Below are 16,570 nucleotides of genomic sequence, written 5' to 3' on the forward strand. Positions count from 1 at the left end.
CATCCGAGGAGTGCCCGTGGTCTCCGACCATGTCATCAGCCAGATCGAGATCCGCGACCTCACCGCGCGCTTCACCGACGCCGTCAACCGGCGCGCGCCCGAGGAGCTGGCCGGCCTGTTCACGAAGGACGGGGAGTGGCACGTTCCCGGCGTCCCCACGGCGACGGGCCGCGAGGCGATCAGCGGTGTGCTGGCCGGCCTGCTCAAGAACTTCCAGCGCCTGATCCAGCTCACCCACAGCGGGCACGTGGACGTCGACGGCGACAACGCCACCGCGACCTGGTACGTCTCCGAGACCGCCGCCGACGGCGCCGGCAACGCCTTCGCGTTCACCGGCGTCTACACCGACAGCCTGGTCAGGACCGAGGAGGGCTGGCGTTTCGCCCAGCGCTCGTTCGCCTTCCTGTACCGCGGCAAGGCGGCCGAGGCCGCCGCGGGCCGCTGGTACCCGCACCCGCGGGCCGCGACGGACTGAGCGGCACGAACGCGAATGAGCGGGGCTCCCGGGTCGAACCCGGGAGCCCCGCTCATTTCGCTTCGCCGCTCCTGTCGCGCGGCGCCGCGTGCCCCGCCTACCGGCCGGGCAGCTCGTCGATGAACTCGTAGAGCCCCTTCGACAGGTGGTGCCCGCCGTCGATGGTGAGCACCTCCCCGACCACGTAGGACGCGTCGTCGGACAGCAGGTACGCCGCGGCGCGGGCGGTCTCCTCCGCCTTCAGCAGGCGGCCTGCCGGGATCGCGTCGATCAGCCGCTGACGGACCGCCGGATCCCCCGCGAGGAAGTCCGTGCCGCCCACGGGCATCCACCCCGGCGCGATCGCGTTCACCCGGACGCCCCGGCCCGACCACTCCGCGCCGAGCGTACGGGTCATGGCGAGGACGCCGCCCTTGGCCGACGCGTTGTGCACAATGCCCGGCGCCCCCATCCAGGCGTAGGGCGTGAGCACGTTGACCACCGCTCCCTCGCGGCCTGCCTCCAGCCAGCGCCGGCCGACCTCGGAGGTGCAGTGCCAGGTCCCGTTGAGCACGATCTTGATGACCGAGTCGAACCCGTTCGAGGTCAGCTTCTCCGCCTTGACCGGGAAGAGTCCCGAGGCGTTGTTGACGAGCCCGTCGACCGCGCCGAGCAGCTCGGTGGCCTCGTCGGCCATCGCCGCCACGGAGGCGGGGTCGCGCACGTCCACGGTGACCGCGAACGCCTTGCCCGGGCCGAGCTCCGCCTCGATCGCCTGGACGGTCTCGTTCAGGGTGTCCTTGGTCCGCCCGCAGACGACCACCCGGGCACCGAGCCGGCAGAACTCGGCGGCCATGGCCGACCCGAGCCCACCGCCACCACCGGTGACGACGATTCCCTTGCCGTCCACTCCCGACAGCGTTGCCACAATGATCCCCTCAACCGATGACGATTCGCGATACGTACACGCCGGACTCCGGACTAGGCCAGGGTGGCCGTTCCGACGTTCTCCCGGATGTACTCGGCGACCACACCGCCCGGAAGCCCCGGCGGGAAGCTGCGGTGGACGCCCAGGTCCTGCAGCGGCTCGAAGTCCACCTCCGGGATGATGCCGCCCATGATGACCAGGACCTGGTCCATACCGCGCTCCTTCAGCGCCGGGATCAGGGCACGGGCGATCTGCGTCTGCCCGCTGGTCATGATGCTGACGGCCACCACGTCGACGTCCTCCTGGAGCGCCGCTTCGGCGATCTCCTCCGGGACCCCGAACCGGAAGTAGACGACCTCCATGCCCGCGTCGCGCAGTTCACGCGCGATCAGCTTCGAACCGCGCCCATGGACGTCGATCTTCTTCTTGGCCAGCAGGACCTTGATGTGCTCTTTGGACACGGCTTACTCCTTGCCTGACGTGCCAGTCGCTCTGCGGTGTGCAGGCTCACTCGCTGACGTACCAGCCGAACGCTTCGCGCATCGGCACCATCATTTCGCCGTTGGTCACGCCCTTGCGTGCCGCCTCGACCAGCGCGGGCATCAGCGGCCCCGTGCCGTCCTTGAGCGCCTGGCAGGCGGTCCTGACGTCCTCCAGCGCGGCGTCGACCGCGGCCTGGTCCCGCTTCGCCCGGTAGGCGTCGAGGCGGGCCTTGGCCTTGTCCTCGATGGACTCGTCGATACGGAACGGCTCGTAGTTCTCCGTCTCGTCCGAGACGTACCGGTTCACCCCGACGACCGGGAGCTCACCGCTGTTGATCAGCTTTTTCATCTCGTACGACGCGTTGTCGATGTTCCGCTTGACCTCGCCGGTCTCGATGCCCTCGCGGTACCCGCCGGAGGCCTCGAGATCCTCGTAGATCTTCCAGGCCTCGGCCTCCATGTCGTCGGTCAGCTTCTCGACGAACCAGGAGCCACCGAGGGGGTCGGCGACGTCGCGCACGCCGCTCTCCCACATGAGGATCTGCTGAGTGCGCAGCGCGGTGCGGTGCGACTCCTCGGTCGGCACACCGACGGCCTCATCGTAGGAGCAGGTGTGGATGGACTGGACACCGCCGAGCACCGCGGCCAGGGTCTGCAGCGTGATGCGGGCGTTGTTGTTCATCAGCTGCTGCTGGGTGAGGACGTACCCGCTGGTGTGCACATGGACGCGGGCGTGCATGTTCGACGGCTTCGTGACACCGGCGTCCTTGCACAGCTTCGCCCACATGCGGCGGTGCGCGCGGAACTTGGCGACCTCTTCGAAGACGTTGACCGTGCAGCCGATCTGGAAGGACAGACGGCCGATGAACTCGTCGGGCGCGAGGCCCGCGGCCAGACCCGCGTCGATGATCGACTTGCCCCAGGAGAGCCCGTAGGCCAGCTCCTGCACGGGCGTGGCGCCCGCCTCGGACAGGCCGTACATGAAGATGTTGACCGGGTTCCAGTCGGGAGCGTTGTCCTTGGCCCACTTGATCAGGTCGATCATCAGGGCGTAGCCCCACTTGGGCTCCCAGGACGGGACGTCCTGGACGGCGATACGCGGGTACCAGTTCATCGAGTTGCCGTGCATCAGCGCCGTCGGCTCGCCGCGGCGCTCCACGGCGGCGGCCAGCAGCGCGAGCGCGGGCAGGCAGTTGTCGCCGGTGATCATCGAGAAGTTGGTGGACTTCAGGTCCCAGTCGCGGACCAGCTCGTCGTAGTCGTCACCGGTGCTCATGTGCACCCCGCACTGGCCGATGTTGCCTGCGGCCTCGGGGTGGTCGGCGTCGATGCCGTACATGGCGGGAATGTCGTAGACGGTGTTGAAGACCTTGTGGCCGAAGTATCCCTCCATCCCTTCGGCGACCATCTTCTCCATCTTCTCGCGGGTCTCCTCGATGGTCCCGTAGCCGAAGACCATCTGCTGCATCCACGGCGTCAGGGCGTAGCCGTCCGGGTGCAGACCGCGGGTGAAGGGGTAGACGCCCGGCATCTCCTCAAGGTTGGAGCCGGCCGTGTCCTCGTGGGTGTAGACGGTCTTCACGGGGAGTCCCGAGATCGTCTTGGCCGGTCGCAGTCTGTCGGCGTAGCGGGCGCGGCGCGCGGCCCACGCCTCCTTCGCAGCCTCGAACTTGCTGCTCAGCAGAGATGTCACTTCGTCTCCGTTCCTGGGGCGGCCTCGGCGCGAGGCTGGGTCGTGAGCCAGTGGTGGGCTTGGAGCAGTTCCTGGACGTAACGCTCGGCCGCCCCGTAGGGATCGGCCAGGTGCCGGTCGCCGAGGGCCGATCCCGCGGCCCCGAGCAGCTCTTCGCGGAGCCGGTCGCCGACGAAGGCGATGAACTGCGCGTGCCGGCGGGCACGTTCGCCCACGACCCTCCACTGCGTCTCGCCAGTGGCCGCGTAGTGTTCGTCGACCGCCGCGACGAGCTCGGCGACGCCCTCGTGACGCAGTGCGGAGACCTTGACGACGGGGACGCTCCAGGGCTTGCCACCGCTGGGGTCGGTCCGCTCGAAGCCCTGCGCGGACAGGTCCTTGACGGTCTGGTCCGCGCCGGGCGAGTCGCCCTTGTTGACGGCCACCACGTCGGCGATCTCGGTGATGCCGGCCTTCATGGCCTGCAGTGCGTCGCCGTATCCAGGAACGAGCACCAGGATCACGGTGTGCGCGATCTTGGCGATCTCGAACTCGCCCTGGCCGACGCCCACGGTCTCGACGATGACGACGTCCTTGCCCATCGCGTCCATCACGTCGACCGCGTCGTTGACGGCGGCGGCGAGCCCGCCCGAGGCGCCGCGCGAGGCGAGGGAACGGATGAAGACCCCCCGGTCCCCGCTGGACGCTTCGAGCATCCGGTCGCGGTCGCCGAGCAGGGCCCCGCCGCTGAACGGGCTTGACGGATCGACGGCGATCACTCCGATCGTCCGGCCCCGGCCCCTCAACTCGCGGATGAGCGACGCCACGAGCGTGCTCTTGCCCGCGCCGGGTGGCCCGGTGACGCCGATGAGCTGCGCCCTGCCGCGGTGCTCCGCCAGCTCGCGCAGGGCGACGCGGGCGACGGCGTGCCCGTTCTCGATCCCGGTGATCAGCCGGCCCGCGTGCAGCACGCTCCCGGCGGCCACCTGGCTCGCCGGGCTGGTCGCGGCGTCCACGGCTCCCCCAACAGACAAACTTGATTGTTTACGTTCAACGTCAGTCTTACATACATCGCGCCCGAACGCCAGAGCGTTCACGCCCCGGCACGACCGGTGTGTATTTGCTTACGTTATACGTTACATAGCATATTCTTGCCGCATCTCGGCGCTCCCGCGGCCGAGGCCACCACAGGCACCTAGGAGACGGACATGACGACCGAAGGTCTGGAGACCCTGACGCTCGCGGATTCGGGAACCCGCCTCGACATCACGCTGGACCGGCCCGACGAGCGGAACGCCCTCACCTTCGCCGCCTGGGACGAGCTCGACCAGGTCATGGCCGATGTCGAGACGCGCGACGACCTGCGTGTGGTCACCCTCACCGGCAACGGGCCCGCCTTCTGCGCGGGTGTCGACTTCGGGGCGATCGGCGCCTCGCTGGAGGTCGAGAAGGGCAGCTATCCCTCGTTCATCCGCCGCTGGGCCAACATCGTGGACCGCTTCGAGCGTGTCCCCCAGCCGAGCGTCGTGGCGATCAACGGCCCCGTCATCGGCGCCGGCCTGGAGCTGGCGCTCGCCTGTGACATCCGGATCGCCGGCGACCGCGCCGTCTTCGCCATGCCGCAGATGCGCATGGGCATCGTCCCCGACGTCGGCGGCACCAGCAGGCTCGCCCGCGCGACCGGGGAGGCGTTCGCCAAGGACATGATCCTCACTTCCCGCGTGATCGACGCCGAGGAGGCGCTGCGCGCCGGGATCGTGAGCCGGGTCGTCGAGCATGACAGCCTCCAGGAGGAACTCGACAAGATCGCCTCGTCCATCGAGCAACTCCCCTGGCCCTCCGCGTACTTCGCATGCGTCGCCATCGACTGCGGCCCCCGCCTCGACCCCCGGCGCGCCGCCGACATCGAGGCCATCGCCGACCAGGTCATGCTCCGCCAGGACGAGGTGTGGACCAGCATCTCCGACTTCATGGAAGCGAAGGGCCTGCGCGGACTGAACCGGTGAGGCGACCCTCCCGGCCGCTTTACGCATCTGACGTTTAACGATAGATTGCGGATCGCAACCCGCCGAGGAGGAACCGTGTCCGACCAGAGAACTGTGGTGGAGCCATGAGCGAAAGCAAGATGCCCGACAAGGTCGTGCCCCTGGAGTCACTCGGGGACCTCGTCCGGGACGGCGACTCCGTGGCCTTCGGCGGCGGCTGGTTCGCCAACCACCCCATGGCCGCGGTCCGCGAGCTGATCCGCGCCGGACGCAAGGACATCCACGCGATCACGGTCGTCGGCTCGGCCGACATGGACCTGATGGCCGCCGCCGGGACGCTCGGCCACCTGTCCTTCGCCATGGTCACCCTGGAGGCCTTCGGCCTCGCCCCGAACGTGCGCAAGGCCGTGGAGTCCGGGAAGCTGCCGTTCACCGAGTACACCGGCCTCGGCCTGCTGATCGGCCTGGAGGCGCAGGGACGCGGAGTCCCCTTCCTCCCCTACCGCGGCCCCTTCGGCTCCGACATCCCGGCCCGCTACCCGGACATCTACGCGACGACCACCTGCCCGTTCACGGGCGAGGAGCTCACCGCGGTCCGCGCCATCCAGCCCGATGTCGCGATCGTGCATGCCCTGCGCGCCGACGCCGAGGGCAACGCGCAGTGGGACAACACCTCCGGCCCCGACGTGGAGATGGCGAAGGCCGCGAAGAAGGTCATCGTCACCTGCGAGGAGGTCGTCGACCGCAGCGTGATCGTGGCAAACGCGCACATGACCAAGCTCCCCGGCTTCTATGTCAATGCGGTCATCGAGGCACCGTTCGGGGCACACCCCACCTCGCACGTCCCGCGCTACGCCATGGACGCCTGGGAGATCATGGACTACGCGGCGGCCGCGGCGGGCCCCTCGTTCTCCGGCTACATCGACCAGATCCGCGGCGAGAGCGAGGAGAACTACCGGACCCGGGTCCTCAAGGGACGCGACCACGTGCTCGCCGCGCTCGTGGACGTCGCCGAGGTCATCGAAGGAGCACAGGTATGACCGACTACGAGATCCACGAGCTCATGACCTGCCGCGTCGCGGCGGAGGTCGACGAGCAGGGCGTCACCGTCATGGGATCCTTCACCCCCCTCGCCTACGCCTCGTACATGCTGGCCAAGCTCACCCACGCCAAGGGCGCCTACATGGCCGGCTTCGACGCGGTGGGCATGGCCCCCATCCAGCTCTCGTTCACCGGTGCCGAGGCCGCGGCGTACAAGGGCGCGGCCTGCCGCTGGGGCATGCTGACCGAGGTCAACTCGATCCACCTGGCCAACCATGGCGGCGTCGAGGCCGTGTCCTCGGCCCAGTTCGACGGCGACGGCGCGATCAACCTCTCCACGATCGGCCCGTTCGACTCGCCGAAGGTCCGCCTACCCGGCGGCGCGGGCGCGGCCGAGGTGATCAAGATGTACCGCAAGATGATCGCCTACTTCGGCAACCACAACACGCGCACGCTGGTCGAGAAGGTCGAGTTCGTCACCGGGACCCGGTGGAAGGTCGGCGCCGAGGCGCGCGAGGCGGCCGGCCTGCAGCCGGGCCCGATCGTCGTCGTCACCAACCTCGCCGTCCTGGTCAAGGACGAGGACGACCGGCCGTTCCGCATCGAGAGCGTGCACCCGGGCGTCGACGTCAAGACCGTCGTCGAGAGCACCGGCTTCGAGCTGGAGGTTCCGAAGGACGTGCCGACCACGGCCGTGCCGACGCGGGAGCAGCTCGACCTGCTGCGCACCAAGATCGACCCGTTCGGTACCGTGAAGTTCGACTTCGTCTCCGGCAAGGACCGCCTGGCCTACCTCAAGGGCATCCTGGACGCCGAGTGGGAGCGCGCGAGCGCGAAGGCGGCCGCCTCATGAGCGTCTTCGACCGGTTCAGCCTGGAGGGCAAGGTCGCGATCGTGACCGGCGCCTCGTCGGGGCTCGGCGTCACGTTCGCCCTGGCCCTGGCCGAGGCCGGCGCCGACATCGCGCTCGGCGCCCGCCGCGTGGAGCTCCTTCAGGACACCAAGCGCAAGGTCGAGTCCCTCGGCCGCCGCTGCGTCGCCGTCCCCACCGACGTGGCCGACCCCGCGGACTGCGCGGGGCTGGTCGCCGCGGCGCGCGAGCAGCTCGGCGACGTGGACATCCTGGTGAACAACGCCGGGATCAGCCGGGTCGTACCCACGCACAAGGACGACCCCGCCGAGTTCGCCCGCGTCCTGCAGGTCAACCTGACCGGCGCCTACCAGATGGCGCAGGCCTTCGGCCGGGCGTGCATCGACGCGAAGCACGGCGGCTCCATCATCAACGTCTCGTCGGTCCTCGGCCTGGTCTCCACCGACGCCCCGCAGCCGGCGTACAGCGCGTCCAAGGCCGGACTGCTCGGCATCACCCGCGACCTCGCCATGCAGTGGACGCTGCGGCGCGGCATCCGCGTCAACGCGCTGGTCCCCGGGCTGATCGTGTCCGACATGACGGCGGCGATCAGGGAGAACGAGGCGGCCGCGGCCGCCGCGCACGCCAGCATCCCGATGCGCCGCCTCGGCGAGGCCGACGAGCTGGTCGGAGCCCTGCTGCTGCTCGCGTCCGACGCGGGCAGCTACATCACGGGATCCAGCCTGATCGTCGACGGCGGCTGGACGGCGCAGTAGTGGCCGTCGACCTCACCCCCGATCCGGAGACCCTGGAGCTGCGGGACCGCGTCCGGGCGTTCGTACGCGACGAGGTCATCCCGGCCGAGCGGGAACTGGCCGCCTCCGGGACGTCCCCGACGGAGGAGTCGCGCCGCCGGCTGCAGGAGGCGGCGTCCGCCGCGGGTCTCCTGTCCCCCACCGCGCCGAAGCGGTGGGGCGGGCTCGGTCTCGACACCACCGCCCAGTCGGTGATCCTGCGCGAGGCCGGGTACAGCCTCCTCGGCCCGCTCGCGCTCAACTGCGCGGCGCCCGACGAGGGCAACATGCACCTGCTGCACAAGGTCGCCACGCCCGCGCAGCAGGAGAAGTACCTCGCTCCCTTGGTGAGCGGCGCGGTCCGCTCCTGCTTCGCGATGACCGAGCCGAGCCCCGGAGCGGGTTCCGACCCCTCCATGCTGCGCACGACGGCCCGCTGGGACGGTGACGCCTGGGTGGTCAACGGGAAGAAGTGGTTCATCACCGGGGCCGACGGCGCGGCCTGGGCGATCTGCATGGCCCTCACGCCCGAGCACCAAGGGCAGCCCGCCGGGGCGACGATGTTCCTCGTCGACGCGGGCAACCCCGGGATGCGGGTCGTCCGGCACGTCGGCAGCCTCGACATCGGCTTCACCGGAGGCCACGGCGAGGTGGAGTTCGACGAGTGCCGGGTCGCCCCCGACGCCGTGCTCGGCGAGGTCGGCCGAGGGTTCGCCTACGCGCAGGTCCGCCTCGCGCCCGCCCGGCTGACCCACTGCATGCGCTGGCTCGGCCTCGCCCAGCGGTCCCAGGACATGGCTCTGGACCGCGCCGCCGAGCGCGAGGCGTTCGGCGGCAAGCTCGCCCAGCTCGGCATGACCCAGCAGATGCTCGCGGACAGCGAGATCGACCTGGCCGCCTCCCGGAGCCTGATCACCCACGCCGCGTGGCTGCTCGACCAGGGGGAGCGCGCCTCCGCCGAGACGTCGATCGCCAAGACGTTCGTCGCGGAGGCGGTGGGGCGCATCGTCGACCGGGCCGTCCAGATCCACGGTGCCCTCGGCATCTCGCACGACCTGCCGCTCTCGCTGTTCCTCCGCGAGGTCCGCCCGTTCCGCATCTACGACGGCGCCTCCGAGGTGCATCGCATGTCCATCGCCCAGCGTGCCGTACGCCGCCGCTCGGCGGCCCGCGACCAGGGATGACCGGCCGGACACGTCCGGCGCCTGCCCCTTCGCAGCGCTTTACCCGCTTGACCACCTGACCACCTGACCACCTGACCACGTTGAAGGAAACCATCGTGCCCAATCTTGCAGTCGTCGGCGCCGGCCTGATGGGCTCCGGTATCGCCCAGGTCGCCGCGCTCGGCGGTTACGACGTCATCCTTCAGGACCTGAACCAGGGCCAGCTCGACCGCGGGCGCCGCGAGATCGAGACGTCCTTGAAGCGGCTCGCGAAGAAGGAGAAGGTCACCGCCGAGCAGGCGGAGGCCGCCCTGCTGCGGATCATCACCACCACCGACCTCGAAGCCGCCGGGAACGCCGATGTCGCCGTCGAGGCGATCTTCGAGAACCTCGACGTCAAGCAGAAGGTGTTCCGCGAGCTCGACCGGATCTGTCCGCCCGAGGCGATCCTGGCGAGCAACACCAGCGCCCTGCCGATCACCCAGATCGCCTCGGTGACGAGCCGGCCCGAGCAGGTCATCGGCACCCACTTCTTCTCCCCCGTCCCGATGATGCGCCTGTGCGAGGTGGTCCGCGGCTTCAAGACCAGCGACGAGACCCTGGCCAAGGCGACGTCGTTCGCCGAGGACCTCGGGAAGACCTGCGTGGTCGTCAACCGCGACATCGCCGGATTCGTCACCACCCGCCTGATCGTCGCGCTCACCGTCGAGGCCGTGAAGCTCGTGGAGAGCGGCGTGGCCACCGCGGAGGACGTCGACACCGCCTGCAGGCTCGGCTTCGGCCATGCCATGGGCCCGCTGGAGACGATGGACCTCACCGGCGTCGACGTGTTCGTCAACGCCTCCCGCAACATCTTCGCCGACACCGTCGACCCCAAGTTCTACCCGCCGGAGCTCTCTGTGCGGATGGCGGGCGCCGGCGACCACGGCCGCAAGACCGGCAAGGGCTGGTACGACCATGGGTGACCGGACCAGGGTCGCGCTCGACATCACCGACCGGCTCGCGACGATCACCCTCACCCAGGCGCCCGTCAACGCGCTCGACCAGCCGCTGGTCCGGGAACTCATCGAGATCATCGGGAAGGTGCGCGCCTCCGAGGACGCCCGCGCGGTCATCGTCACCGGTGGCCCCAAGGTCTTCGCGGCAGGCGGCGACGTCAAGGAGATGCTGGACTGGGACTACCGCAGGGCGGTCCGCGACTCCAGCGCGCTCGGCGACGCGTGCACCGCGCTGGCCCGGCTGCCCATGCCGGTCGTCGCCGCGATCAACGGCTTCGCCCTGGGCGGCGGCTGCGAGCTCGCCCTGGCCGCCGACCTGCGGGTCTGCGCGACCGACTCCCGGCTGGGCTTCCCGGAGATCCTGCTCGGAGTGATCCCCGGCGCGGGAGGCACCCAGCGGCTGCCCCGCCTCATAGGCCCTGGCCGGGCCAAGGACCTGATCTTCTCTGGCCGGATGCTCCGCGCGCCGCAGGCCCTGGAAATCGGCCTGGTCGACCACGTGGTCGAGCCGGAGGAGGTGCTGGACAAGGCGAAGGAACTGGTGGCTCCGTACCTGCGCGGCCCCGCCATGGCGCTGCGCGCCGCCAAGGAGGCGATCGACCGGGGTCTTGAGGTCTCCCTGGACTCGGGCCTGGAGATCGAACGCGGTCTGTTCGCCGGGCTGTTCGCGACCGAGGACAGGTCGATCGGCATGACCAGCTTCGTGGAGAACGGGGTCGGTAAGGCGGAGTTCCGTGGCCGCTGAACCGGCCCCCGCGGCGGCCGGCCCGCTCGTCGGCGTCGACCTGGAGCGCCTCACGCCGTACCTGGACGCCGCCGTCGGCCTGGCCGGGCCGCTCACGGCGACCCTGATCCAGGGCGGCCGCTCCAACCTCACCTATCGCCTCACCGACGGCCGCGCGGACTGGGTGCTCCGCCGGCCGCCGGTCGGCCACGTGCTGCCGACCGCCCATGACATGGCCCGCGAGTACAAGGTCATGGACGCGCTGCACGGCACCGCTGTCCCGGTACCCGGGCCGGTCCTGCTCTGCCAGGACCACGACGTGCTCGGGGCGGACTTCTACGTCATGGAGCGGGTGGACGGGCCGGTGCTGCGGAGCGCCGACGACACCAGGGGCCTCGCCCCCGAGGTCGCCGCCCGGTGCGCGCGGGACCTGGTCGACGTGCTCGTCACCCTCCACACGACCGATCCGGCGGTGCTGGAGGGCTTCGGCCGTCCGGACGGTTTCGTGGCGCGGCAGGTCTCCCGGTGGGCCCGGCAGTGGTCCCTGTCGGCGACGCGTGAGCTGCCGGGGATCGACGAACTGGTCCGCCGCCTGGAGCGGGCGGTGCCGCCCGCGCAGCGCGCCGTCGTCGTCCACGGCGACTACCGGCTCGACAACGTCATCTTCGTGCCGGACCACCAGGGTGAACCGGGCGGCGGGATCGCCGCGGTCATCGACTGGGAGATGTCCACTCTGGGCGACCCGCTCACCGATCTCGGCCTGATGCTCGTGTACTGGGACGAGATCACGGAGAACGTGACCGGCACCCGCCACGCGGTGGCCGCGAACCCCGGATTCCCCGACCGCGCGGCCCTGGCCGAGGCCTATGCCTCCGCCTCGGGGCTCGACCTGTCCGCGCTGCACTTCTACGTGGCGTTCGGCTACTTCAAGCTGGCGGTGATCGCCGAGGGCATCCACTCCCGGTATCTGGCCGGGCAGACGGTCGGCGAGAACTTCGAGAAGGCCGGCCCGGCCGTCCCGGACCTCGTCCAGTCCGGACTCACAGCACTGCGTACCGGCCTGGACTGACCCTCACTCTGCGCCAGCCCTCCCACGACACAACCGGCACCCGTCCCGGGTACGGGTGCCGGCCTTGTCATTGCGTGGGTCGAGCCGTAACCGTCACGACCTCGGTTCCGCCGAACTCGCGTCCTCGTCTCCCGCGAGCTCGGCGGAGCGCGCGGACAGCACGGCCGGGTTACCCTGCGTCCACACCCGGCTCAGCTGCCGGTGGCGGATCCGCCAGCCGTCCGGCGTGCGGACGAACCGGTCGATGTACGTCCCGGCGACCGTGAAGGCGTCGCCTCCGGGAGTGCCGGACGCGATGTGCTGGGCGATCAGATAGGTGCGCCCTGCCACGCCCTCCGCATCGGTCTCCACCAGCGAGGTCCCGATGAAGTGCTGGGAGGCGTCCAGGGGTTCCAGTGCGGCGCGCACCGTGCCGGTGATGGCGTCCAAGCCCTGGCTGACACCCCTGCTCGCGTAGTCGGCGACCGCGTCCTCGGTGAACACCCACGCCAGCCGGCCCCAGTCCCGGTCGTCCAGCGCGAGGCAGTACGTGGCCAGCACGTCCGCGATATCCATGCGGTCCTGGACGGACAACGGCTCCGTCTGCTCCATCGAGTCATCTCCCTGTGCCACGCCGCCGGGCAGGATGTCCTAGAACGCTTGCATTCGCCCATATTAGCGAACCCTTGACGTTCGACGTCAACAGTGTATCTTCGGCGTTCAAGAATCCCTATCGCCTCGCAACGGCCGCGCATGTTCTAGGCAAGGAACCGGCATGAGAGTCGAGTACATCAACGACGAGATCGTCGGGCGCGTTTTCGGCAATGCGCTCCAACTGGACATGGAACATGATTACTGGGAGCGCCAGGGCTGCATGATGGCGCTTCTGCTGTGGGACCACCCGCAGGGCGTGCCGACCGTCCGGCGGTGGCTCGACCGGGCCATCGCCACCCAGACCTCGGACGGAAGGCTGTGTTACGGGGGCACCACGAATCTGAATTTCGGTGCCTTCCGGGTCATGGACGTCGCGATCATGCGGCAGTTCACCGCCACCGCGAGCGTCAGCGCGTATTTCACTTATCCGCTCGCCATGCTGCATGAGCGAACCCAGGATTCCGGCTATCTCGAAGCCGCGGAGCGGCAGATGGAGGCGGTCCTTCGCGGTCCGAGGACGAGCGAGGGATTTCTGCTGATGAACGGCGCCGCACCGGAGGTGTGGATCGACGAGGTCTACCCCGTGTGCGGCGCCCTGGCCCGGCTCGGGCGCGTCCTGAACCGGCCCGAACTGGTCGACGAGGCGTACCACCAGATCCTGCTGGCCGGACGGCGGCTCATCGACCCCGCTGACAAACTGTCCCGCCACGTGTGGCGCGAGCGGCCGAACTCGTTCACCGAATCCACCTTCTGGTCCCGGGGGAACGGCTGGCTGATCTGCGCCGCCGCGGAGGTGCTCTCCGAGGCGTCAGACCATTCGAGCGCGGCGGCCACCCGCGAGATCCTCTCGACTCTGCTGGAGTCGATGGCCGCCCTCCAGGACCGGAGCGGCTTCTTCCACGACTTCCTCGACGATCCGGCGACGGCGCTCGAGGCATCCGGCACCGTGATGTTCAGCTATGCCGCCGCGCTCGCGATCGAGCTCGGCGTCGTCTCCGACCAGCTCGTCGAACCCGCCGTGCGCGCCCTGGACGCGGTCGCGGGGATCGTGGAACCGGACGGAAGCATCGGGCGGATCGTCCTTCCGCCCGGCGGCCCGGGAGTCCCGCTCGGGAAGATGGCGCTCGGCCAGAGCTTCTTCCTCCTCTCGGCGTACTACCTCCGCCACCAGTTGAAGTTGAACGGTCCGCTCTCCGGAGCGTGATCGGTCACCGTCCGGACCGTTCGTACGACAGGCCTCAAGGAGCGGCGCGTCCTGCGGCACGTCAGAGTCGCGGGGGAACGCTAAGAGCCGGCGGGCGCGGTGCCTCCGGGGAGCCGCCGCGCGCGGCGGTTCACCCGGGCTGCGGCGTGGAGTGCCAGCAGACGAACCGCCACTGACCATCCAGTTTCGCCCATACCGCGCTGTAGCGGGCCTGCAGCCGGAAGTCGGTCCCGCCGCCCCGTGCGTCGATCACGGCACGACCGGTGACCACCGCGGTACCGCCGAAGATCCGTACCTGCACGTCTGAGGGGTCGACCGCGACGTAGGAGACCGTGCCGTCCTCTATCGCGTTGATGTAGCTGTGCTTGGTGTCCACGAGCGCGTTCGAGTGGGTGTAGGACATCCGGTCCGCGAAGAGTTCTCGAAGCGTACTCGTGTCCGCGGCGACCAGGGCGGCCCAACGGCGCCCCTCCAGTTCCTGCACCTCTACGACAGCGGCTTCTGACATGCGGATGTCTCCCTACGGTTAAATGCAAGTTAATCGTTGACGTTCTACGTAAAGAAGACTACTTTTCAGCCACCCGAACCACAACGGTCGAAGGCAGGACACCCAGATGTCTGTGATGCAGTTCGCGCTTCTGGGGCTCGGACTCGGCGGCGCCTACGCGCTGCTGGCGCTGGGCCTCGTGGCGATCTACCGGGGGACCGGAGTCCTCAACTTCAGCCACGGTGCCGTCGCGATGATCAGCGCCTACGTCTTCTTCGCGCTGCGCGACGACCTCGGCTGGTCCGTCCTGCCGTCGTCGCTCGTCACCCTCGTGTTCGCCGGGGTACTCGGGCTCGCCTTCTATCTCGCCGTCATGCGGCAGTTGCGCAACTCCCCCGTGCTCGCCCGGATCATCGCCACACTGGCGCTACTCCTGCTGCTCCAGGGCCTGGCCACCGTGCTCTTCGACGTACAGACCAAGACGCCGATCTCCGTGGTCTCCTCGACCCCGATCGTCGTCCTGGGCGTGAACCTGCCGATGGACCGCCTGATCCTCGCCGCGATCGCCGTCGTCCTAGCGGCCGTCCTCGCGGTCGTCTCACGCCGTACCCGCATCGGCCTGGCCGTCCGCGCCATCTCCGACAGCGAGAAGGGCGCCTCGCTGAGTGGTCTGTCGCCCGTGCTCATCGGTGCGCTCACCTGGGCTGTCGGCTTCGTTCTGGCCGCGATCGCCGGCGTTATGCTGAGCCCGATCGCCGGCCTGGACGCCAAAGCCCTGACCCTGCTCGTCGTGCCGGTCTTCGCTGCCGCGCTGCTCGCACGGTTCACCTCTTTCGGCATCGCGGTCGCCGCCGGCCTCGGCCTCGGCATGGTCGAGTCGGCGCTCCAGGTGGTCACGGGAGCCGAGGGCTCCTGGTACACCTGGCTGTGGACCGGTCCCGGCCGATCCCAGGCCCTCCCCGCGCTCGTCGTCATTCTCGCGATGATCTTCTCAGGACGATTGCTGCCCGCCCGTGGTGAGGTCGTGCGCGGCCGGCTCCCGATCAGCCTGCCGCCGCGCTACCGGGTGATCGGCCCGATCATCGCGCTGGCGATCGGCCTGGTGTTCATCTACTCCGCCCGCCCCTCGTGGCTCTCTGCGGGTGTCGTGTCCCTGGCCGGCATCCTCATCGCCCTGTCGGTCGTCATGGTCACCGGCTTCGTCGGCCAGATCTCGCTCGCACAGGTCGCCTTCGCCGGAATCGGCGGCATGATGACCGCGATCCTTTCCAGCGCCGGGGTGCCGTTCCTGCTGGTCATCCTCCTCAGCGGAGTGATCGCACTGCTGGTCGGCCTGCTGGTGGGGCTGCCGTCGCTCCGGGTCCGCGGCCCGAGCCTCGCACTGGTCACGCTCAGCGCGGCCTTCGTCTGCCAGGTCGCCGTCTTCTCCGACGGCCGCCTGCTGGGCGGCAAGGGCTACAACCGCGTGGCTCCCGCCGGCATCTTCGGCTACGAGCTCAGCGACACCGGGTTCGCCGTTTTCGTCCTCGTGGTCGTCATCGCCGCCGCCGCCCTGCTCTCCGCCCTGCGGGTCTCGACTCCGGGTCGAAGGGCCCTGGCGGTGCGAGAGAACGAGGCGGCCACCGTAGCGGCGGGCATCAACATCAAGCACTACAAGCTCGCCGCGTTCGCGCTCTCGGCGTTCATCGCGGGTGTGGGTGGCTCTCTGCTCGGCTACCAGGCGAACGTCTTCTCCTACGAGCGATTCACCGTCTTCGAATCGCTGAACGTGATCGTGATGGCCTATATCGGCGGTATCGGCATGGTCAGCGGCGCGATCATCGCCGGCCTCGGCGCCGGCGGCGGTCTCTTCTCACAGCTGCTCGCCGTCGGAGGTCTCGACGACTACCACCTGATCATCGCCGGCGGCGCGCTGCTGATCTCCGTTCAGCTCCACCCCGACGGCATGGCCTCGCTGGCGCACACCTTCCGGGGACGCCGGGCCCGCGGCACCTCCCAGGCCGGACCCGCACGGGCCGAACCGGCGTCCAAGGCCGGACCGGCATCCGAAGCCGGGATCGCCGGCACCCCGCCGAAGCGCTGACGC

General features: G+C 69.6%; 17 protein-coding genes. 11 read left to right on the forward strand and 6 right to left on the reverse strand.

Annotated elements, in window-relative coordinates; genetic code table 11:
- Positions 1 to 16: 16 nt before the first annotated feature.
- Positions 17 to 475, forward strand: coding sequence for a nuclear transport factor 2 family protein (locus OG589_RS19665; protein ID WP_405151046.1), 459 nt, complete (start codon positions 17 to 19; stop codon positions 473 to 475).
- Positions 476 to 572: 97 nt separating this feature from the next.
- On the opposite strand, the gene OG589_RS19670 is transcribed toward OG589_RS19665, so the two are convergent.
- Genes OG589_RS19670 through meaB form a run of 4 tightly spaced genes read right to left on the reverse strand, consistent with a single transcriptional unit; the run spans position 573 to position 4,552 of the window.
- Positions 573 to 1,382, reverse strand: a complete 810-nt coding sequence (locus OG589_RS19670; protein ID WP_405151048.1) for an SDR family oxidoreductase — start codon at positions 1,380 to 1,382, stop codon at positions 573 to 575.
- 53 nt (positions 1,383 to 1,435) lie between these two features.
- Positions 1,436 to 1,843 (reverse strand): cobalamin B12-binding domain-containing protein, encoded by a 408-nt coding sequence (locus OG589_RS19675; protein WP_405151050.1) that lies wholly within the window; start codon positions 1,841 to 1,843, stop codon positions 1,436 to 1,438.
- 46 nt (positions 1,844 to 1,889) lie between these two features.
- Positions 1,890 to 3,557, reverse strand: coding sequence for an acyl-CoA mutase large subunit family protein (locus OG589_RS19680; RefSeq protein WP_405151052.1), 1,668 nt, complete (start codon positions 3,555 to 3,557; stop codon positions 1,890 to 1,892).
- Positions 3,554 to 4,552 (reverse strand): methylmalonyl Co-A mutase-associated GTPase MeaB, encoded by a 999-nt coding sequence (gene meaB, locus OG589_RS19685; RefSeq protein ID WP_405151054.1) that lies wholly within the window; start codon positions 4,550 to 4,552, stop codon positions 3,554 to 3,556. The genes OG589_RS19680 and meaB overlap by 4 nt, the downstream gene beginning before the upstream one ends.
- Positions 4,553 to 4,744: 192 nt before the next feature.
- On the opposite strand from meaB, the gene OG589_RS19690 reads away from it, so the two are divergent.
- From OG589_RS19690 to OG589_RS19725, 8 genes are all read left to right on the forward strand, one after another.
- Complete coding sequence (locus tag OG589_RS19690) at positions 4,745 to 5,542, forward strand: enoyl-CoA hydratase/isomerase family protein (RefSeq protein ID WP_405151056.1); 798 nt, start codon at positions 4,745 to 4,747, stop codon at positions 5,540 to 5,542.
- 104 nt (positions 5,543 to 5,646) lie between these two features.
- Positions 5,647 to 6,561 carry a CoA transferase subunit A gene (locus tag OG589_RS19695; RefSeq protein WP_405151058.1) on the forward strand — a complete coding sequence of 305 codons (915 nt, stop codon included), beginning with the start codon at positions 5,647 to 5,649 and terminating at the stop codon, positions 6,559 to 6,561.
- Positions 6,558 to 7,415, forward strand: coding sequence for a CoA-transferase (locus OG589_RS19700; protein ID WP_405151060.1), 858 nt, complete (start codon positions 6,558 to 6,560; stop codon positions 7,413 to 7,415). The genes OG589_RS19695 and OG589_RS19700 overlap by 4 nt, the downstream gene beginning before the upstream one ends.
- Positions 7,412 to 8,188: an SDR family NAD(P)-dependent oxidoreductase gene (locus tag OG589_RS19705; protein ID WP_405151062.1), complete on the forward strand. Its 777-nt coding sequence runs from the start codon at positions 7,412 to 7,414 to the stop codon at positions 8,186 to 8,188. Before OG589_RS19700 ends, OG589_RS19705 begins: the two co-directional genes overlap by 4 nt.
- The gene (locus OG589_RS19710; RefSeq protein ID WP_405151064.1) at positions 8,188 to 9,390 is read left to right on the forward strand and encodes an acyl-CoA dehydrogenase family protein; all 1,203 of its coding nucleotides are present in this window, start codon (positions 8,188 to 8,190) and stop codon (positions 9,388 to 9,390) included. Before OG589_RS19705 ends, OG589_RS19710 begins: the two co-directional genes overlap by 1 nt.
- Positions 9,391 to 9,485: 95 nt before the next feature.
- On the forward strand, positions 9,486 to 10,334 hold the full coding sequence (locus tag OG589_RS19715) for a 3-hydroxyacyl-CoA dehydrogenase family protein (protein WP_405151067.1): 849 nt from the start codon (positions 9,486 to 9,488) through the stop codon (positions 10,332 to 10,334).
- Complete coding sequence (locus OG589_RS19720; RefSeq protein ID WP_405151069.1) at positions 10,327 to 11,112, forward strand: enoyl-CoA hydratase/isomerase family protein; 786 nt, start codon at positions 10,327 to 10,329, stop codon at positions 11,110 to 11,112. The genes OG589_RS19715 and OG589_RS19720 overlap by 8 nt, the downstream gene beginning before the upstream one ends.
- Positions 11,102 to 12,160 carry a phosphotransferase family protein gene (locus tag OG589_RS19725; RefSeq protein WP_405151071.1) on the forward strand — a complete coding sequence of 353 codons (1,059 nt, stop codon included), beginning with the start codon at positions 11,102 to 11,104 and terminating at the stop codon, positions 12,158 to 12,160. The genes OG589_RS19720 and OG589_RS19725 overlap by 11 nt, the downstream gene beginning before the upstream one ends.
- Before the next feature lie 93 nt (positions 12,161 to 12,253).
- Here OG589_RS19725 and OG589_RS19730 read toward each other — a convergent pair whose 3' ends face one another.
- Entirely contained in the window at positions 12,254 to 12,751 is a 498-nt protein-coding gene (locus tag OG589_RS19730) for a nuclear transport factor 2 family protein (protein WP_405151073.1), read from the reverse strand.
- 163 nt (positions 12,752 to 12,914) lie between these two features.
- Between OG589_RS19730 and OG589_RS19735 the strand changes: the two genes are divergently transcribed.
- Positions 12,915 to 13,997 (forward strand): glycoside hydrolase family 88 protein, encoded by a 1,083-nt coding sequence (locus OG589_RS19735; RefSeq protein ID WP_405151075.1) that lies wholly within the window; start codon positions 12,915 to 12,917, stop codon positions 13,995 to 13,997.
- 130 nt (positions 13,998 to 14,127) lie between these two features.
- Here the strand turns inward: OG589_RS19735 and OG589_RS19740 are convergent, their stop codons facing one another.
- Positions 14,128 to 14,505: a nuclear transport factor 2 family protein gene (locus OG589_RS19740; protein ID WP_405151077.1), complete on the reverse strand. Its 378-nt coding sequence runs from the start codon at positions 14,503 to 14,505 to the stop codon at positions 14,128 to 14,130.
- Positions 14,506 to 14,611: 106 nt separating this feature from the next.
- Here OG589_RS19740 and OG589_RS19745 point away from each other — a divergent pair, with 106 nt between their 5' ends.
- Positions 14,612 to 16,567 carry an ABC transporter permease gene (locus OG589_RS19745; protein ID WP_405151079.1) on the forward strand — a complete coding sequence of 652 codons (1,956 nt, stop codon included), beginning with the start codon at positions 14,612 to 14,614 and terminating at the stop codon, positions 16,565 to 16,567.
- Positions 16,568 to 16,570: the final 3 nt, after the last annotated feature.

The sequence above is a fragment of the Sphaerisporangium sp. NBC_01403 genome (genome assembly GCF_045040145.1).
GTDB classification, from domain to species: domain Bacteria; phylum Actinomycetota; class Actinomycetes; order Streptosporangiales; family Streptosporangiaceae; genus Sphaerisporangium; species Sphaerisporangium viridialbum.